Raw genomic sequence first — 14,256 nt, 5'->3', positions numbered from 1 at the left:
GGTAACGTTGAACCCGGAACGGGAAAAACAGGCGGCTTAAATTAACCGGGGGTGACAACTACCTTGACACTTACCGTTCCTGTCCCGCCAGCTCTTTGCCCTGCATAAAACTGAATAACGCAATTAATGCCTGCGAGATTACGGGATCTGCCGGGGGATCTGAAACAGTAAAGACCAGTGACAATAAATGCCGGATAGCGTCATTAAATCCCTCTGCCGCATTTACCAGCGGGATTGCTCTGACAGTGACTTGCTGGCGGGTGTCCTGTAATACTCCCAGCGCATAGATAACCCTCGCCACACAACTAAATAACCGGCTGGCCTGTGGCTGCGAGGGATCCGGTATCTGTGTATTCTCCAGAAACTGTATAACATCCTGTTGTGAACCGAGCGCATCCTGTTCTCTGTCACGTAATTCTGTTGCTGCCTGCGGTCCCTCACTGCACAGATACAGATGCACGGCTCCCCGCTCCCGTTGCAGATGATGGATTAATATACTGACTTTACCGACCAACTCGCCGCTGCCCAGCAAATAGCGCAGGCTGTTAAGTTCGCACTGCCGGGAGGCCAACAGAAAACGTATTACCGTTGGTTCATTGACAGCCATAATCATCCCTCCGGCAAAAAAATAATTCACGCAAAGTTCACGCCAGACACGACGACCAAACAAAAAAATCCCCGTCAGAAACGGGGAACAACAGAAAAAAATGACAGAATCTACTGATAAATAAAAGTCACATTCACAATAGATTTTACATTACCAGCAACAACCTGACCGCTGGTACGTGCATACGAAGCTGTCAGCCCCAGACTGACTGGCGAAGAGCCAACCTTGCCCAAAGAGACATTTTTATTCGTTGTCAGAGGGCCATTACTGTTGGATAGTTGTACTCCGACCCCTTTGGCAGGAGATGACGATGAAACATTAGTGAATATTGTAGCGTTGCTATTATCGGCCGTAGTTCCGGTAAGGTAGTATGCGAGGGATTTGGTCTGCGCTGTATTGTTAAGACAGCTAATGCTCAGCGGAACTGCTGCCGAGCCGGGATAATCAGGTAGCTGTACTGTCACATCTCGTGAAGATACATCGCAGCCTCCGGTAGGAACAGTGACTGTATTATTGGCGTATAAATTCCATATAATGGTCTGAGATACTGAACTTTCAGACTCACTTTTTTCTAACCTCAAAGTAGCAAACAGAGTCCCTTTCTGTATTACAACTCCCCCGGCAGCGCCGGTCGCAGTCAGATAAAGCATAGCCTGCCAGGGCTGATAGCTTCCCCATGTGTGACGAACCCAGGAAGTCGCAGATGTAGTCGGGAAAGGATAAGACTCACCGTAATAACTAATACTTCCTGTAAAATTGTCCAGTACACCATTATATACAGAAGATGCACCAATCCTTATAGGGTCTTTATAATATGACGGCAAATCATTTTTACATTTTATACTGTCACCTAAATTCACGACAAGGTTTTGATTGGCCTGGACTGTTGGTTGTAAATTGACATAAACATTAACGCTACCTGAGCCACTTATACTTTTTCCACTAGCCTGACAGGTAAAAGCTTGTGCATCCGATATAGACAATAAAATCACAGTAAAAAAGGCTATGATATTTGTGACTATAAAATACAATCTTTTCATCTTAATCCCATTATTGCCACGTATAAGTAACATCAATTGTCGATTGAATCGTCCCCTGAGTGACTTTACCTACAGGGGTAATAGCCCTGACTTGTAAATTAAAAGCAGTAGATAAAGTTGCGTCACTAACAGTACTGGTCAATGAACCGCCATTAGTTAAATTATTGCCGCTGGAATCCGCCAGCTGGAGAGCAATATTTCCCGCTGTCCCCTGGTTTGAAAAATAGGTTCCGGTTGAATCAGAAGTCCCGGTGAAAGTCGCTTTAACACTACTGGTACCAATCGGACAATTTGTCAGATCAAGAGTGACTGTTTTCCAGTCAGAAGCTGAACCTGCATTAACGAATGAAAAGGTAGGCAAATTTCCTAATGCCACATTAGCGTTAGTCGTGGCAATGGTACAAGGTTTAGCAACTACTTTACCGCTGATCGTAATTGTGACATCTGCGGCACTCACTGCCAGGCACGTACAAAAAACACACACCCCTCCGATTAATTTTCTCATAACTTTATCCATTACCTACTCAAATTCCAGGGTAATTGTTGCTGAGGCACTCACCGTACCTGCCGTTACAGATGAAGTAGTAGACACCATCCTGGCATAGAAATTTACTGAATTTTGCTGCCCACTGGTTAGATTGTTCCAAGTCAGATCATCCTGACTCTGATTGATCGGCACCATATTTTGATCTGAATCGAGGATTTCTACGCCAAGACCGGCTGCATCCGTACTATCTCCGGAATCTATTTTCAGAAGAGAGTTGTTATTAGTATCAGCAGTTCCTGTAAATCCAATTTTTACTGCTGTCGCCGAACTCCCGCAGGCAGAAAAATTGAGTGTAAAAGGAACCACTGCTGATGAAGCCCCTTTCTCAGGAAATTGTTTTAACGAATAACTCATCAGATTAACCGTCAGATTCTGCGACCCCGTGGATAACACACAAGTGTTATCTCGGACATTTCCCGTGATTGTAATAGTGCTGTCAGCAGCAAAACTGAAAGGGTCTGTTATCACCGTAGTTAAAGCGATCAGCTGTAAATATTTTTTCATTATTATCCCCTGCTGCTTCTAACGTTACTGACAATCAGCTGATGCATAACTTAGCGCCTGATTCCGACTGGATTCTGGTAAATGATAAGTAACCGTACATTGATCGGCTTCAGTATCACCCCAATGCACATTAATTTTTCCTGTCACAGGTAATCCGGAAAGATACACCTGCCCGCTATCACCTACAATACTGCCTGAATCACCACCCTGAAGAGTCGCTGTCGAACCAAAAGGAACAGGTTTACCTTGATGTTTCAGAGTCATAATCACTTTAAGTCCGACATGCGTTTTAAAGTCAGCACGGACGACTGCACCATGCGTAGGGACGACACTAACGACGGCATCATCCAGGTCGACGTTATTGGCCAGCGTATTAGTATCTAATGCTACCCGATTTTCCCGGTAATCCATGGCATAAGGCTGTACAGCATAACCACGCCAGTCAGTTGTTACTCCAGTCTGATTCTCAACCGATACGTGGCCCGCACCAGGTGCTTTTATTAAAACCACAGTATCATTGAGCGGCTGACTTAAAGTAATACCATTTGCATGCGCTAATACGCCACCACTTAATCCATAATAAACCTGTTTGTAACCATCACTGCTGCTGTAACCAATATTTGCATTCCCATAAGCGCCGCGGTAATACAGAGAGGCGGTATTAGTTGTCCCTGAATCAGCGTTACCACCTCCGGTATATCCTGTCTGCACGTTATAACTCAGATTATTATCCTGTAATAAGGTTCCGTAGACGCCAACCTGATTAGTCGACTGCCCTTTAAGATCACTGGATGAACTATAGGTTACATTCGACTGATTCCATACACTCTGGTTATCTGAGCGCATCCAGTGACTAAATGGAATATTAATATTAAAGGCTAAGACCTGATCAGTACCTTGCTGCCAGGCATTTTTATTCAGGGTGTAATTCACACTGAAAGTAATATCCCTGATAGCACTGCTATAACCCATCTGTAACTGAAGGTCGTCTTTACTTGTCCCCCAATAGGTTTGCTGGCTTCCCGTTAAATATAATGTCGAGGTTTTGCCTACCTGTTGAGTAATCGTAGCCTGAACTCGTCCACGTTTACTATATGATAAATTGTAGAAGTCACTATAAGTGGGTTTGACCTGTAGCGGACCATCTTCTGTCTGCACGGTATAACCGCTCATCCTCTGCCAGGTCGTATCTGCAAACGAATAGTAGCCCTTGGTTGAATAACGGTATCCAACCAGCTGTAAGTTAGTGCCTGTATCCTGTAGCGATTTGTTATAGAGGAAACGATAAGATTGCCCCTGGTGGCTACTATTATCAGTCAGGGTTGAATTAGCCTGGGTCGCATCGACAGAAATCGCCCCCAGTACCCCAAGATTCGTCCCAAGACCAAAGTTATAAGCATGATACTTGTCAGACTGCTGGGTTCCGCCAAATAAAGTGAACCCGGCCGGAAGTCCCCAGAGTAATGTCCCCTGAGCAAATTCGGGTGTATCCTGTCCTGAATTACCACTCCGGTATTTTCCTCCGGTGAACGCATATTTAATTCGTCCTTCACGCTGTAACATAGGAACAGAGGCATAAGGAACTATGAATGACTGTGTTGATCCATCGGCCTCAGTGATTATGACCCTCAAATCTCCACTGTTTCCACTGGAATTAAGATCATTAATGGTAAAAGGTCCTGGAGGAACAGTGATTTGATATATATCAAAACCATTTTGCCTGACGGTAACTTTTGCTGTACCGCGTGCAATACCATGAATAACGGGGGCGAATCCCTGCTGGCTATTCGGTAACATACTGTCATCAGAAGCAACCTGTACCCCTCTGAAATTAAGGCTATCGAATATATCACCAGGAGTATAACTATCTCCCAACGTCAGACGTCCTTTAAGAGGAACGATATCGCGTTCAAGGTAGGTATTTACATGCTTCCATTTGTTTTCATGGAAGTTATCCCCATCATTATAGCTCCAGGTAGAGTTATCTCTTAGCCGCCAGCCCCCCCAGTTAAAGCCACTTTGCAAATTGAGGTAAGCATAATTATTGGTACTACTCCCCGGAGTATGAGCATTATTCCCAGTAAAGGTATAATTAAGTAAACCCGCTGTAATTCCGTTATCCCATAACTCCGGAGGAATATAACCATGAGCCTGACTTCGCATCAAAGCCTGCGGAATGCTTAGATCCAGACGTTGTTTACCCGCATCAAATTGGCTGGTGGCATCTTTATTTACCATACTAAAGGGAATACAGGAGTCTTTCGCCATGGCAGCAATACCAGGGATAGAAAGAACGCTCACTCCCATTTCTGAAAGCTGACTTTGGCTAATACAAGGATCTAATGATTTTTTATCAGCACTTAATTTAAAATCGACCGTCTTTGTGGTCATAAATCCATTATTCAGGTAAATATCCACACGGTATTTACCTGGTGGAGCTTCAAGACCACTTTCAAACTGAGACAAATCAGCAACAGCCCCAGGATCATTTGACAAGAATCGAGGGTTAAAATAGACGTCAGCATGGGCTGGTAGCTGACAAAACAGCGTCAGAAACAGTGCCAATGGCGTAACGGATAAATACCGCTCAGTCATACTTTTTGCTGATAAGGCCATTAGTTAAGTGGTCCCGTATTAAATCACATTTAATGACCCGGCTATCTATATTATGATCAACCGGTATCATTTAGACGGCGCAGATTACTGAAAAATCCCTTTAGTGACTGGAGTTAAGGCACCAAAGTCATTAATTGTCTGATAAGTAATCGATTCACCAGAACCAGGCAGCAGAGGCACAGAAATGTTACCCATTGGTGGTACCATCGTATTCGCTAACTCCTTATTACCAGCCATCAACGATGTCACTGTGAGGTAATAAGGTGTAGGGTTGATTAGGATCAACTGAGAACCCGACTTATGAAAACGCAATTTTCCAGGAGCTGTTTCCGGAGGCATGCTCAATCCAATTGGTCGATAAAAAAGCTTTATACGACTAATGATTGCCAACTGTAAGGTATTCTGTGATTGCTGAGACTTATTCATAGAAGGAATTGCTTTCACATTTACCCAAAAGAGTGTCTCTCTGTCTCGGGGAAGGGTTTGGTTGGTTCCATCAATAATTCTTAGTGTATTTTCTTTTTTACCATTAATAACGAAAAGTGGGGGTGTGATAACAAACCGGCTCTCTTTTTCACCAGTAGAATTTTCTATCCATGACTGAATAAGATACGTGCTTTTTTCATCATTATTGCTGATGCCTAATGTCACTTGCTTTTGATCAGAGGGATAAACTACACGAGTTGCACCTAGTGCAACACCTGCCTGAACCTGGCTAGCGACACCAAAAGTAGCCACAGCCATCAATGCCAAACCGAGCATTTTTTTACGGATAAGTTGGATCACTACATACTCCTTCATCAATAAATTTAAGTATAAATTAATAATTCTACATTTTTATTATAGTTAAACTACTGATAAGTTAAAGAAAACCACGCCTGAGCATTTGCAACTCCTCCGCTTATCTGTGTTGAGGTCGCCCGATACTTTGCAATGAGATTCAGGGTTAATGGACCAGAGTTATTGACTCTGATCGGTAGTTTTCCGCTATTAATTGGAATTATATTTCCCTGCTCATCAAACAGAGCAATACCGATTCCTTTGGCTACATTTCCCCCTTGTTCAATAGCCAGTAAATCAGGGTTACCCTGGTCAGCTACACCACGAAAGACAACATTCATATTTCTACTGACGCTTTGGGTACAGTACTTAAAATGCAGAGAAAACGGCACGGCATCGGAGTCATCACCGGCATGTGAAAATTTATTATTACTCACTTGCCCCATCGCCACTGTCAGATAACGATCGCCATCATCAACAACGCAGGTATTCGACAAAATTTCACCCTTAAATTTCATCAACCCGCCAGTCAGACTGACAGTATTAATCGGCGATGCCATCGATTGCCAGGTAATAGTCAACAGTAAAAATAATCCTGTTTTCCACATATCATATTCTCTGTATCAGGAAAATTAAAACGAACCCTCCCTGGTCCCGGATATGGAAATATCCGATGTATATTCTTACTGGTACTGAACCTGGAAGGTAGCATCTGCGTTAGCAGTACCCGCTTTTGCTTCACCCAGAGCATAATAACGAGCCTGGAATGGCAGGATGTTAGTACCATTAACCAGTGTTTTGGTAGTGCTGAAACTCGCTCCGTCAAGTTTCAGAGCTGAACCAGTGCTATCAAGGATCTGAATACCAACATTGGCTGCAGAGCCTGCTGATGAGCTTTGCAGTGCCAGTACATCAGGGTAAGCAGTAGAAGTAGCAGCGCCAGTAGAGTCTGTAGTAGTACTGGTTGCAGTCACTCCAGCAAAGGCGATTGATGCTTTGGTCGCAGTAGTGATATCACAGTCGTCTAATTGAATATTGAAACCTACAGCACTGCTTGTCTCACCCTGAGCACCCAGGGTACTTGCTTTAACCTGACCCAATTGTACAGTCTGATTAACCGATCCTGCATCCACTGCACAGGCAGCATCAACAACTTCACCTTTAAAATGCACAGTTCCGCCATTTACTACTATTGTAGCTGCATGAGCCATAGAAACTGTCAAAGACAGAGCCGAGAGGACACCAATTATAAGAGATTTCATTTTCATACAGTTTGCCTTATATCAAAAAATTAATAAATCTAACAAGTTAGTGGCCAGCGACCCGGTTCCATGCAATGAATTTCACCGACACCTCCCTGAGAACCAGCCTGTCAGGGGCAATAGCACGAAATGAACCACAGCCCCACACGATATTTAGCATAGGACTAATCTTATAAATCAGGCAAATAAATAGTTCAGTTTATTTTATGCATTTCTTGTAAAAATAAATTATCAATCAATAAATTAATTTGACATAAATTCAATCAACAACTGACAAAAAATAAATAAAACAAAAAACACTGATAATCAGTAGCATAACCAAAAGACAACTGACCCTCGCCACACTCAGAATAACTTAAATCACTTACCAACAGAAACCGCGATATAAATTAACAATTAAAACACAGTATAATCATCACAAAACCTATCAAAAAGCATAAAAAAAACTTACCATTAACAAAAATTCAATAATAATTATGATTTGATAAACTAACCCACCTTGTTAAATAAGAAAATTTAATGGTGAAATAACTTTTTTAAGAAAATAAACACCTGAACACCTCCTCATTTTTAGATAAAAAAATATTATTCAGATTTATTAATGATTATAAGTAAACAAGGATGATATCTGTCCTCTGCAGAGCACTTATAAATACAGTGCTATAACATGATGTATGGGAGGGGTTAGTACGCTGACTGATAATCCTGCCCGTAGTCCCAGCGTACCTGCCAGTGTTTCAGGTAAGCCTGCGCCAGGGAAGGAGAGTTATGGATCACCACTACATTTTCTGAGTTACGTTTTTCGGCGCTGGCCGTATAGTTAAAAGAGCCGGTTTCGACCGTCTGACCATCAACAATCAGCGTTTTGTCATGCTGTATCGGATAATGGCGGTCTGTCCGCAAGGGGATACCGTTATTGACGATAAAATTCATCGCCGCAAGACTGGCTTTCCCTTTGTTGCCCTTTTCATCGACCACTATTTTAATGTCCACCCCGCGTTTGCAGGCATTTGCCAATGCCTGCATAATATCCGGGGCCGTAAACGAATAAGCCAGCATACGAATACTGCTATGGGCCGAATTGATGGTTTCCAGCACCAGTGTTCGGGCTGAGCCTTCGGGAGAAAATCCCGCTTCAATCTGCGGCTCTGCAGCCATGGTCAGCCAGGGGGAACCCAGTAACAGGGCTGTCAGTAAATAACCGGTTTTTTTCATTTGTACATCCATTCATACTTAATCATGCTTCAGCACGACAACAGCGCGGCCTGTGGCCGTGTACCCTTGAATTAGCTTCTGCCAGAGGTGATTACTCAGGTAAAAGGCAGCGCACCCTGACACAGATACCGGCAATAAAAAATCCGCATCCTCTGAAAAAGGCACTGCGGATTCTGATTAACCGGGTCAGTAACTGGCAGAGTGTAAGCGGCGGTTTATGCCTGTCCTGCAGGGGGCATTACGGGGAACCCCGGACGGTGGCTGGCTCAGGGAGATTTATGGCCATCCGGAGACTGAGCGCTATTAAAAAATATATTGATATTCATTTTATTGTCCATGGTATCGCCATTCAGTGTTCTGACCAGAATCTCACTGCCCAGTTGCTGTAATGACAACACGCCGTCAGGACGAACCCGTTTTATTTTATTCATATTCTGGCTTTCATTGACCAGCGCAATAGTTTTGGTGTCTTCACCACCCACTTCTTTGGCCGCCAGTACCACAAAGGCGTTGTCTGCATCATTATCCATCAGGGCAACAATATATTTTGCTTTGGAGGCACCCGCCTGCTCCAGTGTCGCGACAGCAGAAGGATCGCCTTCAATCACATCCGTGGTGGCCGGAAACTGTGTTTTATTTCCCGGATAGCAGACAACGGTGACAACACCTCCGGCATCGGTCAGCCCCTGACTGACGCTCTGTGCCAGCGCCGAAGATCCGGTAACGATATAATGATTTTTACGTACCACGTGAGAAAACCGCCCTTTGAGAATACGTTGAATATTATGGCTAATCAGCGAACCGGCAACGGATGCAACTGACGCGGCGAAAATAGTGATACCAAAGATAATGACCGTCAGCGTAAACATACGTGCCATGGTGGTATGGGGAATAATATCGCCAAAACCGACCGTCGACATACAGACCATAACAAAATAAAACGCGGTCGGAAGATCTTTCACCGGCGGAGTAAACTGGTCACCCAGATATAAGGTGCCCAGCATGCCGTAAACAATCAGCGATAATATACTGACCACCGCGAAAATACTGGTACTGCCGAGGCTGTGCTTATCAAAATGGCGCCAGTACACAATCAGGCCGCCAATAGTGAACATGGCATACACAACCTGGCTATGGTTGGTTTTCAGAATAAAAGCATTCGTCAGTACAATGCAAAACAGTAACAGCAATGAACTGAACCAGGCGATACGGGTACGCATTAACAGAGTAAAGGCCATACAAAACAGGACCAGGCCTATCATAAATCTGGGGATATCCATGGTTTCCAGGAAGCTCAGCGTCTCCTGCCATGAATGAAAATCCCTGAATTTTTCCGGTGCATTCAGCAACACCCGCTCAAGGATAGGGCTGAGCATCAGATACCCGTTATGCGCCACCATCAGTGCCAGACAATAAACAGCAATCATCGGGCTTTTCAGAATTTTAATAATCTTCATCTGCTCCCCGGGCCTGTCCGGTTAAAAGTCGTCGGGTACCGTATTCCGCTACCACAGAACACAAAAATTTATCTAATCAATACCAGACTACGGAGAATCTCAGGAACTGCAATGTAAAAAACGTTCTCAAATATGTGGGTGTTCCGTACCGGGGGGAGGATTCAGGTGACAGGACGGCAGCGGAAGGCAGAGTGGCGGGGAGTTATCCGCCCGCAAAAGATGTCGGGCGGATACTGTTATTTACTCAACGGTTACCGATTTTGCCAGGTTGCGTGGCTGATCGACATCCGTGCCTTTAATTAAGGCAATATGATACGACAGTAATTGCAGCGGAATAGTATAAAACACCGGTGCCAGTACTTCTTCCACATGAGGGAGCTGAATGATTTTCATATTCGGGCTGTCGGTGAAACCGGCATCCTGATCAGCAAATACATACAGTTGTCCGCCCCGGGCGCGCACTTCTTCGATATTAGATTTCAGCTTTTCCAGTAACTCATTATTTGGCGCAATAATGATGACCGGCATATCAGCATCCACCAGTGCCAGCGGACCATGTTTCAGTTCTCCGGCGGCATAAGCTTCAGCATGGATATAAGAGATTTCTTTCAGTTTCAGCGCACCTTCCATCGCGATCGGGTACTGATCGCCGCGTCCCAGAAACAGGGCATGGTGTTTATCTGAAAATCCTTCTGCCAGTGCTTCGATCTGTTTGTCATGTGACAGGATTTGCTCAATCCGGCTGGGCAGCGCCTGCAGGGCATGAACGATATCATGTTCAACCTGTTCTGGCTGGCCATTCAGCCTTGCCATCTGAGCCACCAGCATCAGCAGTACTGTCAGCTGGGTGGTAAAGGCTTTGGTCGAGGCCACACCAATTTCGACCCCGGCTTTGGTCATCAGTGCCAGGTCAGATTCGCGTACCAGTGAGGAACCCGCCACATTACAAATGGCCAGTGAGCCAAGATAACCCAGTTGCTTAGACAGACGCAGTGCCCCGAGGGTATCTGCAGTTTCGCCGGACTGTGACAAGGTGATCAGCAGACTGTTTTTCCGTACCACCGATTTCCGGTAGCGGAATTCAGAGGCAATTTCAACATCACAGGGGATCCCTGCCAGCGACTCAAACCAGTAGCGGGCCACCAGCCCTGAATTATAAGACGTACCACAGGCCACAATCTGAATATGTTCAGCCTGGCTGAGCAGCTGTTCCGCATCCGGCCCTAATTCACTCAGGTCCACAACCCCCTGATGAAAACGTCCCTGCAGGGTATTTTTCACCGCCATCGGCTGCTCATAAATTTCTTTCTGCATGTAATGGCGATAGAGGCCTTTATCACCGGCATCATACTGGGCAGAAGATTCAATTTCCGGACGGCTAACCGGCTCACCGTCAGCGAAAATATTCACCGACCGCCGGGTGACCTCAGCAACATCACCTTCTTCCAGGTAGATAAAACGCCGGGTAACCGGCAACAACGCCAGCTGATCAGACGCGATAAAGTTTTCTCCGACACCACAACCAATCACCAGCGGGCTGCCTGAACGGGCCGCGACCAGAACCGAAGGATCGTTACTGTCCATGATCACCATACCGTAAGCACCACGCAGTTGCTTAATCACCCGCTGAACAATTTCACGCAGGCTGCCGCCACGTTTTTGCTCGTCATTAATCAGATGGGCAACCACTTCGGTATCTGTTTCAGAGACAAACGTATAGCCCAGAGCCTTAACCTTTACCCGTAGCTCTTCATGGTTCTCAATAATACCGTTATGCACCAGTACAATATTACCGGAGACATGGGGATGTGCATTCTGTTCTGAAGGCTCTCCGTGCGTCGCCCATCGGGTATGAGCAATACCGGTTCCCCCGGGCAATGGCTGCTGTGCAGCAGCCTCTGCCAGTGCCTGAACCTTACCCACACGCCGCAGACGGATCATCTCGCCCGGTTGGTTAACAACGGCCAGGCCTGCTGAATCATAACCACGGTATTCCAGGCGGCGTAAGCCTTCCAGCAGAATTTCCGCAATATCACGTTGTGCAACTGCACCCACTATTCCACACATATTTTTTAATCCTGACGTTATGGCGTATTCGCCATAGAGATTGTCATCTGACCTGATGTTCCGTCGCGACGGATCCCCCGAGCCTTGCAGAGAATGGGGGTTATTATTTGTCACAGCCTGTCCGGTGCCGGTCTGTGCCGGCTGGCCGGGAAATATCAGATAATTTATTTTTTTACCGGCCGCAGCCAGTCAGCTTTTACACTTTGTTGCTTTGGATTATAAACCAGCGCTTCATGGTTTATATCTTTCATTACTGTGGTTCCCGCCGCAATAGTCACCCCGTCAGCGACCGATACCGGGGCAATAAACTGGCTGTCAGACCCGACAAACACATTATCACCGATAATGGTTTGTGATTTATTCTGCCCGTCATAATTACAGGTAATCGTCCCGGCACCAATATTGACTCCGGCGCCGATCTGCGCATCGCCCAGGTAGGTTAAATGGCCGGCTTTTGAACCGCTACCCAGTGCCGATTTTTTAATTTCGACAAAGTTACCCACATGAACTTGTTCAGCTAACGAGGTACCTGGCCTCAGGCGGGCAAAAGGCCCCACAGTACAGGCACTTTCCAGCCGGGCATCTTCAATGACGGAATAAGGACTGATTTCACAGCCATCACCGATCACGCTGTTTTTAATAATACATCCGGCACCGATTTTCACTCCATTGCCGAGCGTAACCTTACCTTCAAGGATCACATTAATATCAATGCTGACATCGCGGCCATGTTGCAGCTGCCCGCGTAAATCAAAACGTGCCGGATCGCTTAACATAACCCCGGCCAGCAAGAGTTTATCCGCCGACTGACGCTGATAGATCCGTTCCAGGGTTGCCAGTTGTTGCCGGTTATTAACCCCTTCCGTTTCACTGCTGTTTTGCGGATGAACGGCGGCAATACGGCACCCTTGCTGGTGGGCCATCGCGATAATATCAGTAATATAATACTCTTTCTGGGCATTATTGTTGGTCAGTTTAGCCAGCCAGCGCCGCAGATCACCACCATTGGCCAGCAGGATACCGGTATTAATTTCGTTGATAGCCAGCTGCTGCGGGCTGGCATCTTTCTGTTCGACAATCCCGGTAATTTCGCCGTTTTCACGGACAATGCGGCCATAACCGAACGGATTATCCAGTACCACTGTCAGCAATCCGATGCCACCTGCGGGTTTCTGCAGACGTAACTGTTGTAATGTCTGCTCAGAGATCAGCGGGACATCACCGTATAACATCAGAATATCTTCATCATCAGTAAAGAAAGGGGCTGCCTGTTGCATAGCATGGCCGGTACCCAGCTGCTCAGCCTGTTCAACCCAGTGTAATATCGGGTCATTAAGGGTGTTTTTCAATAACTCACCACCATGACCATACACCAGGTATATATTATCCGCACCCAGCCCCTTTGCCGCATCAATCACATGCTGCACCATAGGTTTTCCGGCCAGCTGATGGAGCACTTTCGGGAGATCCGAATACATCCGGGTCCCCTTACCGGCAGCAAGGATCACCACACTCATTTTTTTATCTGCCATCATCTGCCATCACTTTTATTTAATCGGGTAAAGCAAAGAGTATACAGTATAAGGATACCTGACTGCATAATCTGCCCGCGGGCTGCTCTCTGCGGAGACAGGATGCTGAGCCGCTGTTTCAGGAGATTATCCGCTCCCTGGCCGGATCAGGCACATAAAAAAAGCCGGTAAGCTTCCACTTACCGGCTTTTTTGCAGCGTAATGATCTTACATCACTTTCCTGGTCAGTTCGATGACGCGCAGTTTAGCAATAGCTTTCGCCAGTTCAGCAGAGGCCTGAGCATAGTCCACATCACCGTGGCTTTTGTTCATATGATCTTCTGCTTTACGTTTTGCTTCCAGAGCACGTGCTTCGTCCAGATCCTCACCACGGATGGCTGTATCAGCCATAACCGTAACACTTTCGGGCTGAACTTCCAGAATCCCCCCGGAGAGATAAATAAACTCTTCGTGGTTATTCTCTTTAACGATACGAACCATACCAGGTTTGATGGCAGTCAGAAGTGGTGCGTGACCGTGGAAAATCCCCAGCTCACCTTCACTTCCTGACACCTGGATATGCTGTACACTGCCGGCAAACATTTGTTGTTCAGCGCTGACAACATCCAGGTGATAACTTTTAGCCATAT

At 45.8% G+C, this 14,256-nt stretch carries 13 protein-coding genes; all 13 read right to left on the bottom strand.

All coding sequences use genetic code 11. The features are described 5' to 3' along the window. Positions 1–70: 70 nt before the first annotated feature. The 13 genes from JK198_RS15300 to JK198_RS15240 all read right to left on the bottom strand — a co-directional run bounded on the left by JK198_RS15300 (position 71) and on the right by JK198_RS15240 (position 14,254). On the bottom strand, positions 71–670 hold the full coding sequence (locus tag JK198_RS15300; RefSeq protein ID WP_249213353.1) for a nitrate- and nitrite sensing domain-containing protein: 600 nt from the start codon (positions 668–670) through the stop codon (positions 71–73). A 47-nt stretch (positions 671–717) separates the two neighbouring features. Next, positions 718–1,647, bottom strand: a complete 930-nt coding sequence (locus tag JK198_RS15295) for a fimbrial protein (RefSeq protein ID WP_212710926.1) — start codon at positions 1,645–1,647, stop codon at positions 718–720. Between the two features lie 10 nt (positions 1,648–1,657). Beyond that, positions 1,658–2,152 carry a type 1 fimbrial protein gene (locus JK198_RS15290; protein ID WP_249213354.1) on the bottom strand — a complete coding sequence of 165 codons (495 nt, stop codon included), beginning with the start codon at positions 2,150–2,152 and terminating at the stop codon, positions 1,658–1,660. A gap of 15 nt (positions 2,153–2,167) precedes the next feature. Then, positions 2,168–2,698, bottom strand: a complete 531-nt coding sequence (locus JK198_RS15285) for a fimbrial protein (protein ID WP_212710924.1) — start codon at positions 2,696–2,698, stop codon at positions 2,168–2,170. 24 nt (positions 2,699–2,722) lie between these two features. Further along, positions 2,723–5,314 (bottom strand): fimbrial biogenesis usher protein, encoded by a 2,592-nt coding sequence (locus JK198_RS15280; RefSeq protein ID WP_212710923.1) that lies wholly within the window; start codon positions 5,312–5,314, stop codon positions 2,723–2,725. 84 nt (positions 5,315–5,398) lie between these two features. Continuing rightward, positions 5,399–6,076 (bottom strand): fimbria/pilus periplasmic chaperone, encoded by a 678-nt coding sequence (locus tag JK198_RS15275; protein ID WP_212710927.1) that lies wholly within the window; start codon positions 6,074–6,076, stop codon positions 5,399–5,401. 89 nt (positions 6,077–6,165) lie between these two features. Continuing rightward, complete coding sequence (locus JK198_RS15270) at positions 6,166–6,702, bottom strand: fimbrial protein (protein WP_212710922.1); 537 nt, start codon at positions 6,700–6,702, stop codon at positions 6,166–6,168. A gap of 75 nt (positions 6,703–6,777) precedes the next feature. Continuing rightward, the gene (gene fimA, locus JK198_RS15265) at positions 6,778–7,362 is read right to left on the bottom strand and encodes a type 1 fimbrial major subunit FimA (protein ID WP_212710921.1); all 585 of its coding nucleotides are present in this window, start codon (positions 7,360–7,362) and stop codon (positions 6,778–6,780) included. 678 nt (positions 7,363–8,040) lie between these two features. Then, on the bottom strand, positions 8,041–8,571 hold the full coding sequence (locus JK198_RS15260; RefSeq protein WP_212710920.1) for a phospholipase D family protein: 531 nt from the start codon (positions 8,569–8,571) through the stop codon (positions 8,041–8,043). A gap of 266 nt (positions 8,572–8,837) precedes the next feature. Beyond that, a complete protein-coding gene (gene kch / locus JK198_RS15255) occupies positions 8,838–10,028 on the bottom strand; it encodes a voltage-gated potassium channel protein (RefSeq protein WP_212709194.1) in 1,191 nt (396 codons plus the stop codon). A gap of 240 nt (positions 10,029–10,268) precedes the next feature. Beyond that, positions 10,269–12,095 carry a glutamine--fructose-6-phosphate transaminase (isomerizing) gene (gene glmS / locus JK198_RS15250; protein ID WP_212709104.1) on the bottom strand — a complete coding sequence of 609 codons (1,827 nt, stop codon included), beginning with the start codon at positions 12,093–12,095 and terminating at the stop codon, positions 10,269–10,271. Between the two features lie 164 nt (positions 12,096–12,259). Continuing rightward, positions 12,260–13,627 carry a bifunctional UDP-N-acetylglucosamine diphosphorylase/glucosamine-1-phosphate N-acetyltransferase GlmU gene (glmU, locus tag JK198_RS15245; protein WP_212709119.1) on the bottom strand — a complete coding sequence of 456 codons (1,368 nt, stop codon included), beginning with the start codon at positions 13,625–13,627 and terminating at the stop codon, positions 12,260–12,262. Positions 13,628–13,834: 207 nt separating this feature from the next. Then, on the bottom strand, positions 13,835–14,254 hold the full coding sequence (locus JK198_RS15240; RefSeq protein ID WP_212709103.1) for a F0F1 ATP synthase subunit epsilon: 420 nt from the start codon (positions 14,252–14,254) through the stop codon (positions 13,835–13,837). Between the last annotated feature and the right edge of the window lie 2 nt (positions 14,255–14,256).

The sequence above is a fragment of the Tatumella sp. JGM91 genome (assembly GCF_018257575.1).
Classification (GTDB): Bacteria; Pseudomonadota; Gammaproteobacteria; order Enterobacterales; family Enterobacteriaceae; genus Tatumella; species Tatumella punctata.
The sequence above is the reverse complement of the archived record's forward strand: the minus strand, read 5'-3'. Positions and strand labels throughout refer to the sequence as shown.

What these genes read in the sequence shown, in the direction of transcription:
- JK198_RS15295 (WP_212710926.1), bottom strand. Translation starts at nt 1,647, where the DNA reads ATGAAAAGATTGTATTTTATAGTCACAAATATCATAGCCTTTTTTACT.
- JK198_RS15290 (WP_249213354.1), bottom strand. Translation starts at nt 2,152, where the DNA reads ATGAGAAAATTAATCGGAGGGGTGTGTGTTTTTTGTACGTGCCTGGCA.
- JK198_RS15285 (WP_212710924.1), bottom strand. Translation starts at nt 2,698, where the DNA reads ATGAAAAAATATTTACAGCTGATCGCTTTAACTACGGTGATAACAGAC.
- JK198_RS15280 (WP_212710923.1), bottom strand. Translation starts at nt 5,314, where the DNA reads ATGGCCTTATCAGCAAAAAGTATGACTGAGCGGTATTTATCCGTTACG.
- JK198_RS15275 (WP_212710927.1), bottom strand. Translation starts at nt 6,076, where the DNA reads ATGCTCGGTTTGGCATTGATGGCTGTGGCTACTTTTGGTGTCGCTAGC.
- JK198_RS15270 (WP_212710922.1), bottom strand. Translation starts at nt 6,702, where the DNA reads ATGTGGAAAACAGGATTATTTTTACTGTTGACTATTACCTGGCAATCG.
- fimA (WP_212710921.1), bottom strand. Translation starts at nt 7,362, where the DNA reads ATGAAAATGAAATCTCTTATAATTGGTGTCCTCTCGGCTCTGTCTTTG.
- JK198_RS15260 (WP_212710920.1), bottom strand. Translation starts at nt 8,571, where the DNA reads ATGAAAAAAACCGGTTATTTACTGACAGCCCTGTTACTGGGTTCCCCC.
- kch (WP_212709194.1), bottom strand. Translation starts at nt 10,028, where the DNA reads ATGAAGATTATTAAAATTCTGAAAAGCCCGATGATTGCTGTTTATTGT.
- glmS (WP_212709104.1), bottom strand. Translation starts at nt 12,095, where the DNA reads ATGTGTGGAATAGTGGGTGCAGTTGCACAACGTGATATTGCGGAAATT.
- glmU (WP_212709119.1), bottom strand. Translation starts at nt 13,627, where the DNA reads ATGGCAGATAAAAAAATGAGTGTGGTGATCCTTGCTGCCGGTAAGGGG.
- JK198_RS15240 (WP_212709103.1), bottom strand. Translation starts at nt 14,254, where the DNA reads ATGGCTAAAAGTTATCACCTGGATGTTGTCAGCGCTGAACAACAAATG.